This window comes from Paraburkholderia antibiotica (assembly GCF_012927125.1).
GTDB lineage: Bacteria > Pseudomonadota > Gammaproteobacteria > Burkholderiales > Burkholderiaceae > Paraburkholderia > Paraburkholderia antibiotica.
On the sequence record NZ_JABBFZ010000003.1, the window covers coordinates 370,189 to 384,774 of the forward strand.

The 14,586-nt window shown below is 66.2% G+C and carries 15 protein-coding genes; 2 read left to right on the top strand and 13 right to left on the bottom strand.

Going from position 1 to position 14,586, the window contains the following annotated elements; genetic code table 11:
• Positions 1 to 7: 7 nt before the first annotated feature.
• From HHL14_RS08505 to urtA, 11 genes are all read right to left on the bottom strand, one after another.
• A complete protein-coding gene (locus tag HHL14_RS08505; RefSeq protein ID WP_169497142.1) occupies positions 8 to 313 on the bottom strand; it encodes an urease subunit beta in 306 nt (101 codons plus the stop codon).
• Between the two features lie 25 nt (positions 314 to 338).
• Positions 339 to 641, bottom strand: a complete 303-nt coding sequence (locus tag HHL14_RS08510) for an urease subunit gamma (protein WP_169497143.1) — start codon at positions 639 to 641, stop codon at positions 339 to 341.
• Between the two features lie 206 nt (positions 642 to 847).
• Positions 848 to 1,660 carry a transporter substrate-binding domain-containing protein gene (locus HHL14_RS08515; protein ID WP_169497144.1) on the bottom strand — a complete coding sequence of 271 codons (813 nt, stop codon included), beginning with the start codon at positions 1,658 to 1,660 and terminating at the stop codon, positions 848 to 850.
• 457 nt (positions 1,661 to 2,117) lie between these two features.
• Positions 2,118 to 2,999 carry an urease accessory protein UreD gene (locus HHL14_RS08520; protein WP_169497145.1) on the bottom strand — a complete coding sequence of 294 codons (882 nt, stop codon included), beginning with the start codon at positions 2,997 to 2,999 and terminating at the stop codon, positions 2,118 to 2,120.
• Between the two features lie 128 nt (positions 3,000 to 3,127).
• Positions 3,128 to 3,325: a hypothetical protein gene (locus HHL14_RS08525; RefSeq protein ID WP_169497146.1), complete on the bottom strand. Its 198-nt coding sequence runs from the start codon at positions 3,323 to 3,325 to the stop codon at positions 3,128 to 3,130.
• A gap of 64 nt (positions 3,326 to 3,389) precedes the next feature.
• On the bottom strand, positions 3,390 to 3,686 hold the full coding sequence (locus tag HHL14_RS08530; RefSeq protein WP_230412959.1) for a hypothetical protein: 297 nt from the start codon (positions 3,684 to 3,686) through the stop codon (positions 3,390 to 3,392).
• Positions 3,687 to 4,006: 320 nt separating this feature from the next.
• Positions 4,007 to 4,699 carry an urea ABC transporter ATP-binding subunit UrtE gene (gene urtE / locus HHL14_RS08535; RefSeq protein ID WP_169497148.1) on the bottom strand — a complete coding sequence of 231 codons (693 nt, stop codon included), beginning with the start codon at positions 4,697 to 4,699 and terminating at the stop codon, positions 4,007 to 4,009.
• 27 nt (positions 4,700 to 4,726) lie between these two features.
• Entirely contained in the window at positions 4,727 to 5,590 is an 864-nt protein-coding gene (gene urtD / locus HHL14_RS08540) for an urea ABC transporter ATP-binding protein UrtD (protein WP_169497149.1), read from the bottom strand.
• Positions 5,587 to 6,840: an urea ABC transporter permease subunit UrtC gene (gene urtC, locus HHL14_RS08545; protein ID WP_169497150.1), complete on the bottom strand. Its 1,254-nt coding sequence runs from the start codon at positions 6,838 to 6,840 to the stop codon at positions 5,587 to 5,589. Before urtC ends, urtD begins: the two co-directional genes overlap by 4 nt.
• Before the next feature lies 1 nt (position 6,841).
• Entirely contained in the window at positions 6,842 to 8,509 is a 1,668-nt protein-coding gene (gene urtB / locus HHL14_RS08550) for an urea ABC transporter permease subunit UrtB (protein ID WP_169497151.1), read from the bottom strand.
• A gap of 304 nt (positions 8,510 to 8,813) precedes the next feature.
• Entirely contained in the window at positions 8,814 to 10,112 is a 1,299-nt protein-coding gene (gene urtA, locus HHL14_RS08555; RefSeq protein WP_169497152.1) for an urea ABC transporter substrate-binding protein, read from the bottom strand.
• Between the two features lie 414 nt (positions 10,113 to 10,526).
• On the opposite strand from urtA, the gene HHL14_RS08560 reads away from it, so the two are divergent.
• Positions 10,527 to 11,858: an aspartate aminotransferase family protein gene (locus HHL14_RS08560; protein WP_169497153.1), complete on the top strand. Its 1,332-nt coding sequence runs from the start codon at positions 10,527 to 10,529 to the stop codon at positions 11,856 to 11,858.
• A 151-nt stretch (positions 11,859 to 12,009) separates the two neighbouring features.
• Here the strand turns inward: HHL14_RS08560 and HHL14_RS08565 are convergent, their stop codons facing one another.
• Positions 12,010 to 12,333 (bottom strand): rhodanese-like domain-containing protein, encoded by a 324-nt coding sequence (locus tag HHL14_RS08565; protein WP_013088667.1) that lies wholly within the window; start codon positions 12,331 to 12,333, stop codon positions 12,010 to 12,012.
• 72 nt (positions 12,334 to 12,405) lie between these two features.
• Positions 12,406 to 13,059, bottom strand: coding sequence for a protein-L-isoaspartate O-methyltransferase family protein (locus tag HHL14_RS08570; protein WP_169497154.1), 654 nt, complete (start codon positions 13,057 to 13,059; stop codon positions 12,406 to 12,408).
• A gap of 475 nt (positions 13,060 to 13,534) precedes the next feature.
• On the opposite strand from HHL14_RS08570, the gene HHL14_RS08575 reads away from it, so the two are divergent.
• Complete coding sequence (locus HHL14_RS08575) at positions 13,535 to 14,584, top strand: LacI family DNA-binding transcriptional regulator (protein ID WP_329601636.1); 1,050 nt, start codon at positions 13,535 to 13,537, stop codon at positions 14,582 to 14,584.
• Positions 14,585 to 14,586 lie beyond the last annotated feature (2 nt).

A 14,586-nucleotide genomic window follows, 5' to 3' on the forward strand; every position in this document is an offset into this window, starting at 1 on the left:
GGAGGCGTCACAGCTTGCCCATCACCCGGCCGTTGAAACCGTAGACGATGCGTTCGCCCGCCAGCGCGACGAGCTCGACCGTGCGTTCCTGGCCCGGCTCGAAGCGCACCGCGGTGCCGGCCGCGATGTTCAGCCGGAAGCCGCGCGCGGCCTCGCGATCGAACGACAGCGCGTCGTTCACTTCGTAGAAGTGGTAGTGCGAGCCGATCTGCACCGGACGGTCGCCGGTATTCGACACGAGCACCGTCACGGTGGCGCGGCCTGCGTTCAGCTCGTGCTCGCCGTCGTCGATGAGGAGTTCGCCGGGAATCATGAAAGCTGCCTTGACGATGAAGGGTTCACGGAATCGGATGGTGCACGGTGACGAGCTTGGTGCCGTCCGGGAAGGTCGCCTCGACCTGGATGTCGGGAATCATCTCGGGCACGCCTTCCATCACGTCGGCGCGCGTGAGCAGCGTGGTGCCGTAGTGCATGACTTCGGCGACGCTCTGGCCGTCGCGCGCGGCTTCCATCAGCGCGGCGGTGATGAAGGCGACTGCCTCCGGGTAGTTCAGCTTGAGGCCGCGCGCGCGGCGTCGTTCGGCGAGCAGCGCGGCGGTGAAGATCAGCAGCTTGTCCTTCTCGCGAGGTGTCAGCTTCATGGGAGTCGGAGTTCCGGCGTTGAGGTGTCGTAGCGGTGTGGCGGTATGACGATGCGCGGTGCGGTGATGCAGAACGATTGGCGTTGCGCCATCAGCCGGTCACGGTAGCAAGTCCGGCTAACGGCGCGCTTACAGAGGCGGTTGCGGCTGGGCTTCTCGCTACGCTTGTCACCACGTCTGCCGCCACGCGTGTCGCTAAAGTCGCGTCACAGATCGGCGGGCAACGGTGCGCCGAACCACTTCTTCGACATCGTGTTGAGCGTGCCGTCGTGCTTCGCCTGCGCGATCGTGGCATCGACTTTCTGCTGCAGGCGCGGCTCGTTTTTGTTCATACCGACGAAGCACGGCGAGTTTTTGATCACGAACTTCGGCTCCGGCCGGCGCGGCGGATTTTTCGCGAGGATCGCGGCCGCGACGATGTTGCCCGCCGCGATCAGTTGCACCTGGCCGGACAGGAACGCGGCGATCGTCGCGTTGTTGTCCTCGAAACGTTTGATCGTCGCGTTCGGTGCCATCTGCGAGAGGCCGATTTCCTCGAGCGCGCCGCGCGTTGCGCCGACGGTCTTGCCGGTGAGATCGGCGGGACCGCTCACCTTGAGGTCGGCGGGGCCGAACACGCCCTGGTAGTACGGCGCGTACGAGGTCGAAAAGTCGATCACCTTCTCGCGCTCTGGCGTCTTGCCGAGCGACGAGATCACCAGATCGACCTTGCCGGTCTGTAGATACGGAATGCGGTTCGCGCTGTTGACCGGCACGAGTTCGAGCTTCACGTTCATCGCTTTCGCGAGCAGCGTGGCAGTGTCGATGTCGTAGCCCTGCGGCTTCATGTCGGGGCCGACCGAACCGAACGGTGGGTAATCCTCGGGCACCGCGACCTTGAGCACGCCGGCTTTGGCGATGTTGTCGAGCGTGTCGGCGTGCGCGGCGCCCGAATGAAACGCGAGATCGGCGACGATGGGTAGCGCGAGCAGGGCGGCCAGCAGCGCGCGGCGTGCGGGGCGGGGAAAGGTGCGAGTCATGGTTCGGGCGGTAGCGTGGTGGTGTGGGTGTTGGTGTCGTTCGCGTTGTCGTTGGCGGGGCGGTCGGGATTGGTGCGTCGTCGCTTGCCGCCGGGTGCCGTCGTGCCGTTGTGCGTCCGCGCGGCAGTGCGATGACGGCGGCGCGGCGGAATCTAACGCAAGCTATATGCCAACGCGTGACGGTGGGTGTTTGGCGGGCCGATAAGCGGCGCGCGCACGGATTTGGGGCGCGCGAATGCGCCGGTTTGGTGCGGCCTGGGTGTTATGAAGGTGAAAGGCGGGGCGCGGTTTGGCGCGGCTTCGCGTGGAGTTCGCGGTATGCGCGGCTTGATGTGAACTGCGGTACAGCCCGGCGCAAAGGGTCACGCATGAACTACGCACGGACTACCGTGAGCGAACTACCGGGCAACCGTTGCGTTGCTTCGTGCTACCGAGCTCAACGACCCCGCCCGACCACTCAGGTTGACCAGATCCGCAACGGCACCGCGTCAACGCCATGCACGAGCGGCCGCAACTGCAGCCAGCAGCGCGTTAGCGCATTCTGTAACGTTTCCATCGACCGTGACACCGCGCGCACCAGCAGCACCCCTTGCGTTACGCACGAGGCCGCCGCTCGCAACGTATCGTCGAACGGCAGTTGCGCGGTTAGCGCTTCGGCGAGCGCATCGTCGCACGCGGGGCCGATCGCCCATAGCGTGCCGTAGGCGGGAAAGCCGGCCAGCCCTTGCGGCGCGTCGCGCAACGGATCGTCGGCGGTGAGGCTCGCGCGTTCGAACCACAGCAGCTCGCCGTTCGCACCGACGATGCGCGACACCGCGCTCAGGCTGCCGGCCGACCAGCGCTCGCCGGCCGCCTGGCGGCCGAGCTGCGTCGCGTCCCAACCGATCGCGCTCGCGCCGTCGGCGAGCGTCAGCGAGAAATCGAGCTGCGCATGCGCGTGGTCGAACACGATGTTGTTCTGCGGCAGCCAGTCGAGCTTCGCGTGTGCGCCGACGTCTAGCGCGATGCGCTGCCGCGCGGCGCGGCCGTTCGACTTGTACCACTTGGTTGCGCCGGGCGTCGTCAGCACCGCGTGCGTGCGCGTGCCGACCGCGATGTCGATGTCGAGCTGATCGCCGCCCGCGATGCCGCCAGGCGGATGCACGATCACCGCGTGACAGATCGCCGGTCCTTCCGGATAGAGCGGCCGCTGCACGCGCAGCGGGCCGTCGTGCCGCCGGTGCGCGAGCGTCGTGCGTCCGTCGTTATCGACGAAGCCCAGTTCGAGACGCGCGCGCCACGGCGAATGCGCGGCGGGCTGCGCGGTAGCGAGCGTGACGTGGTTTTCGTGAAGCGACATGCGAGTGAAGAAAGTGAAGAGGCGAGGGGCGTGGACGACGCGGCGAGAATAGCACGCATGCCACGGCGACAGACGTGCGGGTTTGCAATGCCAGGTTCAACTACCGAAGTTCAACTACCGCAGTTCAACTACGACGCCGTGCCCTCCGCCGAAGGCTCGGTCGCCGACAACACCTTGATGCCTTCCCAGTGCGGATGCAGCAGACGCAGCATCGCCGCGATCGCGCGTGGCGTGTTTTCCGCGACGGTCAACGAATCGCTGCCCGTCAGGATCGCTTTCTTGCCATGCTGGCAGTACTGATATTCGACGTGAACCGTCACGGACATATGTTTCTCTGTGATCGATTGAGGGGATACAGGTATCGCGGTTGAAGCGAAACAGCGAGCGTGTCTAGCGGATGAGCGCCTGCTTGACGTGATCGTCGACGCTGCGCTCGGCCCGGTCGACGAAGCCGCATGCCAGCAGCAACTGACAGAACGCTTCCGGCGAACACGACGGACCGGTCGTGCCGGCCATCTTCGCGAGCACGTCGGGAAAGGACGCGAGCACGTGCCAGCTGTCGTAGTACGCGTGCAGTTGCGGCGCGAGTTCGTTGCCGAGCTTCTCCCAGCGTACCGACAGCATGCCGACCGTTTCGCCGGAATCCACCCGGAACAGGCCGAAGGTGACCGCCGATTCGACGTCCATGACCCGGCAATACGAGGCTGAATTTCGGTAGAACTCGCGTCTGGGCTGACTTTTTTCGTCCATGGTCTCCACTCTCCGGCTGGTCTGTGCGGCACTGCCTAGCCTGTGTAACGGTTGCGCCGCCGATAACTTGAGCGACTACGCCGCACTGGCATCGGGCGCGCCACAGCGCGTCGCGGTGAAGAGGCCACCGGTAGTGGACCAGGAAGGGGGAGAGGGTGCAGACGGGAAGGCAGACGTGTTCGAGCCGAACTCAACCCACGCTTAAATCACACCTGAATCAGGCTCGAAGCGCACCCAGTCCGCCATCCAACCTGTGATCAAACCGCAATCAACGCACGAACCCCATCCGCCTCCATGTTCGCGCCGTCGCCGCCCGCGACAATCTCGCCGCGGCTCATCACCCAGTAGCGGTCGGCGATCGCCTTCGCGAAGTCGTAGTACTGCTCGACCAGCAGCACCGTCATGCCCATTTCCTCGACCAGTTGCCGCAGCGTGCGGCCGATGTCCTGAATGATCGACGGCTGGATACCCTCGGTCGGTTCGTCGAGGATCAGCAATTGCGGCTCGCTCATCAGCGCGCGGCCGATCGCCAGCTGTTGCTGCTGACCGCCCGACAGATCGCCGCCGCGCCGGCCGCGCATATCCTTCAGCACGGGAAAGAGCTCGTAGATACGCTCGGGGATTTTCTTCGGCGCCTTCTTGCTGGCCGCGCCGACCAGCAGATTTTCCTCGACGGTCAGACGCGGAAAAATATCGCGGCCCTGCGGCACGTAAGCGAGTCCCTGGGCGACGCGCGCGTGGGTCGGCAGCTTCATCAGCGGTGCGCCGCGCCACGCGATCGCGCCGCTTTTCGCGGGCACCACGCCCATCAGGCAGCGCAGCAGCGTGGTTTTGCCGACGCCGTTGCGCCCGAGCAGCACGGTGAGCTTGCCGTCGGGCACCGTGAGTTGCACGTCGCGCAGAATGTGGCTGCCGCCGTAATACTGGTTCAGTCGATCGACTTCGAGCATCGTTTCGTCATCCTGTTCAATCGTGGTTCAGCGTCCCAGATACGACTCGATCACGGTCTCGTCGCGCTTCACTTCGTCGAGCGTGCCGTGCGCGAGCACACGTCCTTCGGCCATCACCGTCACCTTGCCCGTCGTGCCCGCGAGCGCCGCGACGAACTCCATGTCGTGCTCGACGACCATCATCGAGCAGGTGCCGCGCAGCCGGTTCAGCAGGTCGGCGAGCTGCATCGTTTCGTCGTCGGTCATGCCGGCCGCGGGTTCGTCGAGCAGCAGCAGTGCCGGTTGCTGCATCAGCAGCATGCCGATTTCGAGCCGCTGTTTCTGGCCGTGCGACAGCTCGCCGGCGAGCCGCAGCGCTTCGCTTTCCAGCCCGATCAGCGCGAGCGTTTCCTCGATGCGCGCCTGCGCGTCGCGATCGAGCCGCGCGCGCAGCGATGCCCACCAGCCCTTGTCGGCTTTCATCGCGAGTTCGAGGTTTTCCCACACTGGATGCTGCTCGAACACGGTCGGCTTCTGGAACTTGCGGCCGATGCCCGCGCGCGCGATCGCCGGTTCGTTCATCCGCGTGAGGTCGATCGACTGGCCGAGGAAGACCTTGCCGTCGTCGGGCGCGGTCTTGCCGGTGATCACGTCCATCATCGTCGTCTTGCCCGCGCCGTTCGGGCCGATGATGCAGCGCAATTCGCCCGCGTCGATCGCGAGCGTCAGCGTGTTCAGTGCGCGAAAGCCGTCGAAGCTGACGGTCACGTCTTCGAGGTAGAGGATCGTGCCGTGCGAGGTGTCGATCTCGCCGGGCACGACCGCGTGCCCCATGCTCGCGACACCGCTCAGCGATCGTTCCGCCGGCGCTTCGGGCAGATCCAGATCGGGGACCATCGGGTTTTCGTTCATCGAGAATTCCCCTTGCGCTTGAGCAGATCGGCGAGACCCATGATGCCGTTCGGCAGCAACAGCGGCACCAGCACGAAAATCAGGCCAAGGAAAAATAGCCAGTACTCCGGAAAATTCGCGGTGAAAAAGCTCTTCGCACCGTTCACCGCGAACGCGCCGATGATCGGTCCGATCAGCGTGCCGCGTCCGCCCACGGCGACCCAGATTGCCATTTCGATCGAGTTGCCCGGCGACATCTCGCCCGGATTGATGATGCCGACCTGCGGCACGTACAGCGCGCCCGCGATTCCGCACAGCACCGCCGACACGGTCCACACGAACAGCTTGTAGGCGAGCGGGCTGTAGCCGAGGAACATCAGCCGCGTTTCGCCGTCGCGCACCGCGGTGACGACGCGGCCGAGCTTCGACGTGACGATCGCGCGCGCGCCGATGAAGGCTGCGATCAGCACCGCGAAGGTCAACAGCAGCAGCGCCGCGCGTGTGCCCTGGTGCGTAATCGGAAAACCGCCGATGCGCTTGAAGTCGGTGAAGCCGTTGTTGCCGCCGAAGCCGGTTTCGTTGCGATAGAACAGCAGCATCGCGGCGAAGGTCATCGCCTGGGTGATGATCGACAGATACACGCCCTTCACGCGCGAGCGGAACGTGAAGAAGCCGAACACCCACGCGACCACGGCCGGCACCAGCACGACCAGCAGCAGCGCGTAGCCGAGATGCTGGGTGCCCTGCCAGTACCACGGCAACTGGTGCCAGTCGAGAAACACCATGAAGTCGGGCAGATCGCTGCCGTACTTGCCGTCGTGGCCGATCGCGCGCATCAGGTACATACCGATCGCGTAGCCGCCGAGCGCGAAGAACAACGCATGACCGAGGCTCAGGATGCCGCAGTAGCCCCACACCAGATCGAGCGCGAGCGCGGCGATCGCGTAGCACATGAACTTGCCGGTCAGCGTCATCGCGTACGCGGACAGATGCAGTGCGCTGGTCTCGGGAATTACCAGTGCCGCGAACGGCACACCAAGACCGAACACGACGATGAGCGCGATCAGCGCGAGCCACGCGCGTCGCGACAGCAACGCGGGGCGCGGCGGCAGGCCGAGTGCGAAGCCCGTGTTGGATTCGCCGCGCGCGCCGTGCAGGGCGCCATCGGCTGCCGGATGACCTGCATGACTCGCATTGCTTGTGTTACCCACCACACCGCCGCGCGACGCCGCAGTGGAATTCGGGTTGGCCGAAGAAGTCGCCGATGTCATCTCATGCCTCCGCGCTACGGCCCTTCAGGGCGAACATGCCCTGCGGACGCTTCTGGATGAACAGCACGATCAGCACGAGCACCGCGATCTTCGCGAGCACCGCGCCCCAGAACGGTTCGATCGCCTTGCTGACGAGGCCGAGCCCGAAGCCGCCGAGCACCGTGCCCGCGAGCTGGCCGACTCCGCCGAGCACGACCGCCATGAACGAATCGATGATGTAGCTCTGGCCGAGGTCGGGCCCGACATTGCCGATCTGCGACAGCGCGCAGCCGCCGAGTCCTGCGATGCCCGCGCCGAACGCGAACGCATACGAATCGACCCGCGCGGTCTTCACGCCGACGCACGCGGCCATGCGGCGGTTCTGCGTGACCGCGCGCACGAAGAGCCCCAGCCGCGTGCGCGTCAGCACGGCCCACGCGATCGCGACGACGATCAGCGAGAACGCGAGAATCGCGAGCCGGTTATACGGCAGGATCAGATTCGGCAGCACGGTCACGCCGCCGCTCATCCACGCGGGATTCACGACCTGCACGTTCTGCGCGCCGAACAGCATGCGGGTCGCCTGAATCAGGATCAGGCTCACGCCGAAAGTGGTCAGCAGCGTCTCCAGCGGACGGCCGTACAGGTGCTTCAGCACCAGCCGTTCGAGCACGATGCCGACCAGCGCCGCCGCGACGAACGCGGCCGGCACCGCGAAGAGCGGATACCAGTCGAACGCGCCGGGCGCGAAGCGTTGAAAGAGGTTCTGCACCACGTAGGTCGCGTACGCGCCGATCATCAGGAATTCGCCGTGCGCCATGTTGATCACGCCGATCAGCCCGTAGGTGATCGCGAGGCCGAGCGCGGCGAGCAGCAGCACGCTGCCGAGCGAGAGCCCCGCGAACAGCGTGCCGGCGATCTGGCTGCGGCGCTGGATCGCATCGAGCGCGTCGATGCCGCTTTGCGCGGCGGCACGCACACGCGCATCGGTTTCGGCGTACGAGCCGTCCGCCTTCTTCGCGACCAGCGGGCGCAGCAGTTCGTTCATGTCGAGGTCGTGGCGCGCGGCGACCAGTTGCACGGCTTCGAGGCGCTTCGCCGGATCGGCGTCGTGCAGCGCGCTCATCGCCCACAGCGTGTCGAGACGCTTCTTCAGCGCAGGGTCGGTCTCTTTCGCGCGGGCCGCGTCGACGAGCGGCTTGAGCGACGGGTCGGGGTTGCGCAGCAGCGCGTCGACGGCGGCGGCGCGGGCGTCGTGGTTGGGCGACGCGAGTTGCAGGCCGGACAGCGCGCCCGCCACCTTCGAGCGCAGCAGGTTGTTCAGCGTGACCGGCTGCGCGTCGCTCGCGGCGACGGCCTGGCCGGTGACGGCATCGCGCGTGGTGTCGCCGTCTTGCAGCAGCAACGCGCCCGAGTCGGTGGCGAGCGCGCTGTCGTCGGCGAGCGCGTTCAGGACCGCGAGCGAGGCGGCGTCGTGCGTCGCGATCAGTGTGTCGATGGCGGCGGACTTCGCCGCGAAGTCGTCGCCGGCGAGCGGCGCGACGTCGGCCTGGGTCAGCGCGAACGCGGCGGATGGCATCGCGAGCGCAAGCAGCACGAACGCGGCGCCGCAGATCGTACGGGATGCGAAGTAACGTGCGGCGCTCGGAGTGACGTGTCGGGGTATGGAGGTCGGAGATAAAGACGCCATGATGGCCTTGTGTACTTGGGCGAATCGATGAGCGGATGAAACGGGCGAACGCGGCGCAGTGGGAAAGCACGCGCCGCTGCGCGTTCGAGTGGTGCTTGTCGTGCGGATGGCAACGGCGGGCGAGCTACGTGGCGAGTCCATCGCAGCGCGCGAAGCGTCGGCGACGCGCACAACATCTGGCGCCCACGCGATGTGCGGCCACGCCTGCGCATCGCCATGCGGTGGCTGCGGTGGCGTCGTGCGGCGGCATGACGGACACTCAGCCGTCCGCCATGCCGCTCGTCTCTCACCGCATCACGCAACATCACGCAACGCGTGCGCGCCTGAGAAACGCCGGAATCGACGACACCACATCCGGCTTGCCCGCATTGCCGGCGATGAACGGACTCCACGGCTGCGCGCGCACCGGTCCCTTGGTGCGCCATACCACGTTGAACTGGCCGTCGGCGCGCACTTCGCCGATCATCACCGGCTTGTGCAGATGATGATTGCCGTCCATTTCGAGCGTGAAGCCCGACGGCGCCGCGAAGGTCTGCCCGACCATCGCGACGCGCACCTTGTCGACCTCGGTGCTCTTCGCTTTCTCGACCGCCTGCTTCCACATATGAATGCCGACGAAGGTCGCTTCCATCGGATCGTTGGTCACGCGCTTCGCGCCGCCCGGCAGGTTGTTGTCCTTGACCCACGTGGCCCATTGCTTCTTGAACTTCTCGTTGGCCGGATTGCGCACCGACATGAAGTAGTTCCACGCGGCGAGATTGCCGACCAGCGGCTTCGTATCGATACCGCGCAGTTCCTCCTCGCCGACCGAGAATGCGACCACCGGCACGTCCGACGCCTTCAGCCCCTGATTGCCGAGTTCCTTGTAGAACGGCACGTTCGAATCGCCGTTCACCGTCGAGATCACCGCGGTCTTGCCGCCTTGCGAGAAGGTCTTGATGTTCGCGACGATGGTCTGATAGTCGCTGTGGCCGAACGGCGTGTAGACCTCCTGAATATCGGCTTCCTGCACGCCCTTCGATTTGAGGAACGCGCGCAGGATCTTGTTGGTGGTGCGCGGATACACGTAGTCGGTGCCGAGCAGGAAGAAGCGCTTCGCGCCGCCGCCTTCGGCGCTCATCAGATATTCGGTCGCGGGGATCGCCTGCTGATTGGGCGCCGCGCCCGTGTAGAACACGTTGCGCGACATCTCTTCGCCTTCGTACTGCACCGGATAGAACAGCAGACCGTTCAGCTCCTCGAACACCGGCAGCACCGATTTGCGCGACACCGACGTCCAGCAGCCGAACACGACCGCGCACTTTTCCTGAGTCAACAGTTGACGCGCCTTCTCGGCGAAGAGCGGCCAGTTCGACGCGGGATCGACGACCACCGGCTGGATCTGCCGGCCCATCACGCCGCCGTTCTTGTTGATGTCGGCGATCGTCATCAACGCGGTGTCTTTCAGCGAGGTCTCGGAGATCGCCATCGTGCCGGACAGCGAATGCAGGATGCCCACCTTGATCGGGCCACTGTCGGGCTGCGCATGCGCGAACGGCACGCGACCCGCGAGCGCCAACGCGCCGGACATGGAACCCAACTTCAACAGACTGCGACGTTTCATGTGTTTCCCCTTGCCATGGATGGTCACTGTTTATGAGCGTCGATTTCGGCCAGCAACGCCGAAGCCGCACGATTTGCCGCTCGTGTACTGCAAGGCACATGCCAGTTTGAACATGCGGGGAGCATGAAGCGCACAGGCGCGTGCGCGGCGTGTTGCGGTGCGGCTTGTGGCGTCGACACGCGAGCGCGCGCTCGCTATCGGCCGTGGCAAGCCGTGGCATACGGCGGCGCGAAACTGGTGCAGCCGCGTGCGCCGCGCCTCGTTCGGGTGCGCGCCGCGCCGCGACGACGCGCGCTTTGCCGCCAGCTAGGGGCGATGAGCACGAGCGATGCGGAGGCGGTGCATGCACGCCGCGACTTTGTGCATGACGCGCGCTGTGCCTACACTGAAAGACCATTAATCAGGAGACCCGACATGAGCGAGCGTGCCCCCGTCAGCCCACCCGATATGTCCGCGTTCTGGATGCCCTTCACCGCGAACCGCCAGTTCAAGAGCGCGCCGCGTCTGCTTGCGAGCGCGAAAGGGATGTACTACACGTCGCACGATGGCCGACGCATCCTCGACGGCACGGCGGGACTGTGGTGCGTGAACGCCGGACATTGCCGCGACGAGATCGTCGCGGCGGTGCAGGCGCAGGCCGCGGAAATGGATTTCGCGCCGACCTTCCAGATGGGGCATCCGAAGGCGTTCGAGGCCGCGAGCAAGATCGCGCGTCATACGCCGGGTGACCTCAAGCACATCTTCTTTGCGAACTCCGGTTCCGAAGCGGTCGATACCGCGCTGAAGATCGCGCTCGCGTATCACCGCGCGCGCGGCGAAGGACAGCGCACGCGCCTGATCGGTCGCGAGCGCGGTTATCACGGTGTCGGCTTCGGCGGCATTTCGGTTGGCGGCATCGCGCCAAATCGCAAGGCGTTTTCAGGCGGCCTGCTGCCGGCGGTCGATCATCTGCCGCACACGCTGAATCTGAAGGAGGCGGCGTTCTCGAAAGGGCAGCCCGCGTGGGGCGCGCATCTGGCCGACGAGCTCGAGCGGCTCGTCACGCTGCACGATGCGTCGACGATCGCGGCGGTGATCGTCGAGCCGGTGGCGGGCTCGACCGGCGTGCTGATTCCGCCGCAGGGCTATCTGCAGCGGCTGCGCGAGATTTGCGACAAGCACGGCATCCTGCTGATCTTCGACGAAGTGATCACCGGCTGGGGACGCCTCGGCGCGCCGTTCGCCGCGCAGTATTTCGGCGTCACGCCCGATCTGCTGACGATGGCCAAGGGCACCAACAACGCCGCCGCGCCGATGGGCGCGGTCGCCGCGAGCGCGAAGATTCACGACACGATCGTGAACGGCGCGCCGGGCGGCATCGAGCTATTCCATGGCTACACGTATTCGGGGCATCCGATCGCGGCGGCCGCCGCATGCGCGACCATCGATCTGTACGAACGCGAGCAACTGTTCGAACGCGCCGCGCGGATGGCGCCGGTGTTCGAGCGTGCGATCCACAAGCTGCGTGGCGAGCCGCATGTGATCGACGTGCGCAATCTCGGACTGGTGGGCGGCGTGGAGCTGGCATCGCGCGACGGCGCGCCCGGCACGCGCGCTTACGACGTGTTCGTGCGCTGCTTCGAGAAGGGCGTGCTGACGCGTTATACCGGCGACATCCTCGCGTTCTCGCCGCCGTTGATCGTCGAGGAAGCGCAGCTCGACGAGATCTTCGGGACGGTTGCGGAGGTGTTGAGGGAGACGGCGTAGGGGCGAATGAGCGGCGAGTGGGTGGCGGCTTGCTACGCCGTGCAGCCTGCGATGCAGCAGCACCAAAGACAAACGGCGCAAGGACCATCAGTCCTTGCGCCGTTTCAGTGTGCGACTTTGCCAGCGGCCCTGGCGGCCAGCGCGGCGAATCTCAGTACGTCGGCACCGAAGGATCGACCTGACGCGACCACGCGTCGATGCCGCCTTGCAGATTGAACACGTTGGTATGGCCGCGCGATTCGAGGAACATCGCGACCTGGGCGCTACGCGCGCCGTGATGGCAGATGCAGACGATCTGCGCGTCGTCGTCGAGTTCTTCGCTGCGCGCGGGAATCTCGCGCATCGGGATCGACACGATGCCGGCCATCGACGCCGTTTGCAGTTCCCACGGCTCGCGCACGTCGAGCAGCACGGGCGCGGGGCGCGAAGTATCGGCGAGCCATTCGGCAAGTGCCGGAGCGGTCAGGTTTTGCATCTGCGGAACATCCAGTTCGGAGGACGGTGGCGGTTGCGCCGTCCGGATCGGTAACGCGTCTCGGAAGACAGTTTAGAACTTGAAGCGTGCCGGCTGCACTGCGTTAGCGAGCGGCTCGATGTAGGTTTCGAACACGTCGGAAATCCGGTACTGCTTTTCGTCGATACGCGTGATGATCTGCGCCTTCATCACCGGCGCGCTACCGACGAACGCCGCGAGACGGCCGCCCACCTTCAGTTGTTCGAGGATTTCCTGCGGCAGCACCGGCAGGCCGCCCGAAACGCAGATCACGTCGTACGGTGCCGCGCCGGCCCAGCCGCGCGCCGCGTCGCCGGTCGCGACTTCGGCGTTCAGCACGCCGTTGGCGATCAGGTTGCTCTTCGCGAGTTCGGCCAGTTCCGGCTCGATGTCGACGGTGAGCACGTGCTGGGCGCGGTGTGCGAGCAGCGCCGCCATGTAACCCGAGCCCGCGCCGATTTCGAGCACGCTTTCGTGCTTCTTCACCGCCAGTTCCTGCAACACGCGCGCTTCGACGCGCGGCGCCAGCATGTGCTGACCGGCCGGCAGCGGGATTTCGAAGTCGGCGAAAGCGAGGTCGCGGTAAGCGGCGGGGACGAAATTCTCACGTTTGACGATCGACAGCAGATTCAGCACGTCCTGGTCGAGCACTTCCCAGGGGCGGATCTGCTGTTCGATCATGTTGAAACGCGCTTGCTCGATGTTCATGGTGGATTCGGCGGTTTTGGTTTGGCGAGCGGGTAGGGGCCGCTGACTTTTGCCCTGACTTTTCGCCCGGGTTGGGCGAGGGCGCGTGGCCTCGCGGAACAAGCCTCTGCGTCGAACTGCAGGCCGGCGGGCCGCGTGGTCAGGGAAACTGCGGGATTGTACCAAATGGCGGACTCGCCCCGGCCGCTCGCGGGCAAGCGGCCGGCTGGACGGGACTTGGCGGGAAGGGGCGGCGGGGCGCGTGCGTACGGAACGGGCCGGTTGTGGCGAGCGCGGCGAGGGCGGCGGCTATAGCCAGGGTCGTAGCCGTGGGTGCGGCGTGGCGCGGCGGCCCGATGCCCGATTCGCGCCCCCGTATTAATCCCTAGCGATCGGTCCTTGCGCTTCGCATCGCCATCGCCCAAAAATGTAATCGATTACATTTTGCGCTACGGGTCTCGTGTCCAGAACATCGTCCTCCTCGTCGTCGGCTGTCGTGCCGGGCGCCGCAAGCTCGTCGCGGGCGCGCGCGGCGCGTCACGCGCAAGCGTCCGACGGTCCGTCGATTGCCGGCGTCGCCGAGCAGGCGGGGGTGTCGGTCGCGACGGTGTCGCGCGTGCTGAACGGTCACGACAACGTGCGGCCGGCGACGCGCGACAAGGTGCTGGCCGCGATCGATGCGAGCGGCTACCGCGTCAACGAACTCGCGCGCAATCTGCGCACCGCCGAAAGCCGCCTGCTGCTGACGATGGTCCCCGACTTCGGCAACCCGTTCTACGCGGAAATCGTGCGCGGCATCGACAGCGTCGCGCGTCAGCACGGCTATTTCATGCTGCTGTGCGACACGGGCGCCGATCCGGGCCGCGAGCGCAGCTACTTCGATATGCTGCGGCGGCGTCGCGCGGACGGCGCGATCTGCCTCGACCCGGCGACCATCCAGCAGGCGCTCGGCGACGCGTCGCAGGCGCTGCCATGGGTCGCGTGCTGCGAATTCGATCCGGCGATGGGCGTGCCGTACGTCGGCATCGACAACTACCGCGCGGCCGGCGACGCCGTGCGGCATCTGCTCGCGCGCGGCCACCGGCGCATCGGCCTGATCAATTCCGACGTCGACTATCTGTATGCGCGCCAGCGTCAGCAGGGCTATCTCGACGCGTTGAGCGACGCGGGCATCGCGCCCGATCCGCGCTGGCGCATGAACCTGAACAGTCTCGACTACGAAGCGGGCGCGAGCGCGGCCGCCGCGTTGATCCAGCAGCCCGACGCGCCGAGCGCGATTTTCGCGGTATCGGACACGCTCGCGATCGGCGTGATCCACGGCCTGCGCAGCGTCGGCAAGCGCGTGCCCGACGATGTCGCGGTGGCCGGCTTCGACGACATCTCGCTCGCCGCGCAGATCGATCCGCCGCTCACGACGATCGCGCAGCCGATGCGCGAACTCGGCGAGACCGCCGCGCGGCTGCTGCTGCAACGCCTCGCGAATCCGCAGGTCAACGTGCCGGGCGTGCTGCTGCCGCATCGCCTCGTGATACGCGGGAGCGCTTGAGC

What these genes read in the sequence shown, in the direction of transcription:
- urtA (WP_169497152.1), bottom strand. Translation starts at nt 10,112, where the DNA reads ATGAAACGTCGCAGTCTGTTGAAGTTGGGTTCCATGTCCGGCGCGTTG.
- HHL14_RS08515 (WP_169497144.1), bottom strand. Translation starts at nt 1,660, where the DNA reads ATGACTCGCACCTTTCCCCGCCCCGCACGCCGCGCGCTGCTGGCCGCC.
- urtB (WP_169497151.1), bottom strand. Translation starts at nt 8,509, where the DNA reads ATGGCGTCTTTATCTCCGACCTCCATACCCCGACACGTCACTCCGAGC.
- HHL14_RS08530 (WP_230412959.1), bottom strand. Translation starts at nt 3,686, where the DNA reads ATGGACGTCGAATCGGCGGTCACCTTCGGCCTGTTCCGGGTGGATTCC.
- HHL14_RS08505 (WP_169497142.1), bottom strand. Translation starts at nt 313, where the DNA reads ATGATTCCCGGCGAACTCCTCATCGACGACGGCGAGCACGAGCTGAAC.
- HHL14_RS08525 (WP_169497146.1), bottom strand. Translation starts at nt 3,325, where the DNA reads ATGTCCGTGACGGTTCACGTCGAATATCAGTACTGCCAGCATGGCAAG.
- urtC (WP_169497150.1), bottom strand. Translation starts at nt 6,840, where the DNA reads ATGACATCGGCGACTTCTTCGGCCAACCCGAATTCCACTGCGGCGTCG.
- HHL14_RS08565 (WP_013088667.1), bottom strand. Translation starts at nt 12,333, where the DNA reads ATGCAAAACCTGACCGCTCCGGCACTTGCCGAATGGCTCGCCGATACT.
- HHL14_RS08570 (WP_169497154.1), bottom strand. Translation starts at nt 13,059, where the DNA reads ATGAACATCGAGCAAGCGCGTTTCAACATGATCGAACAGCAGATCCGC.
- HHL14_RS08520 (WP_169497145.1), bottom strand. Translation starts at nt 2,999, where the DNA reads ATGTCGCTTCACGAAAACCACGTCACGCTCGCTACCGCGCAGCCCGCC.
- urtD (WP_169497149.1), bottom strand. Translation starts at nt 5,590, where the DNA reads ATGAACGAAAACCCGATGGTCCCCGATCTGGATCTGCCCGAAGCGCCG.
- HHL14_RS08560 (WP_169497153.1), top strand. Translation starts at nt 10,527, where the DNA reads ATGAGCGAGCGTGCCCCCGTCAGCCCACCCGATATGTCCGCGTTCTGG.
- urtE (WP_169497148.1), bottom strand. Translation starts at nt 4,699, where the DNA reads ATGCTCGAAGTCGATCGACTGAACCAGTATTACGGCGGCAGCCACATT.
- HHL14_RS08510 (WP_169497143.1), bottom strand. Translation starts at nt 641, where the DNA reads ATGAAGCTGACACCTCGCGAGAAGGACAAGCTGCTGATCTTCACCGCC.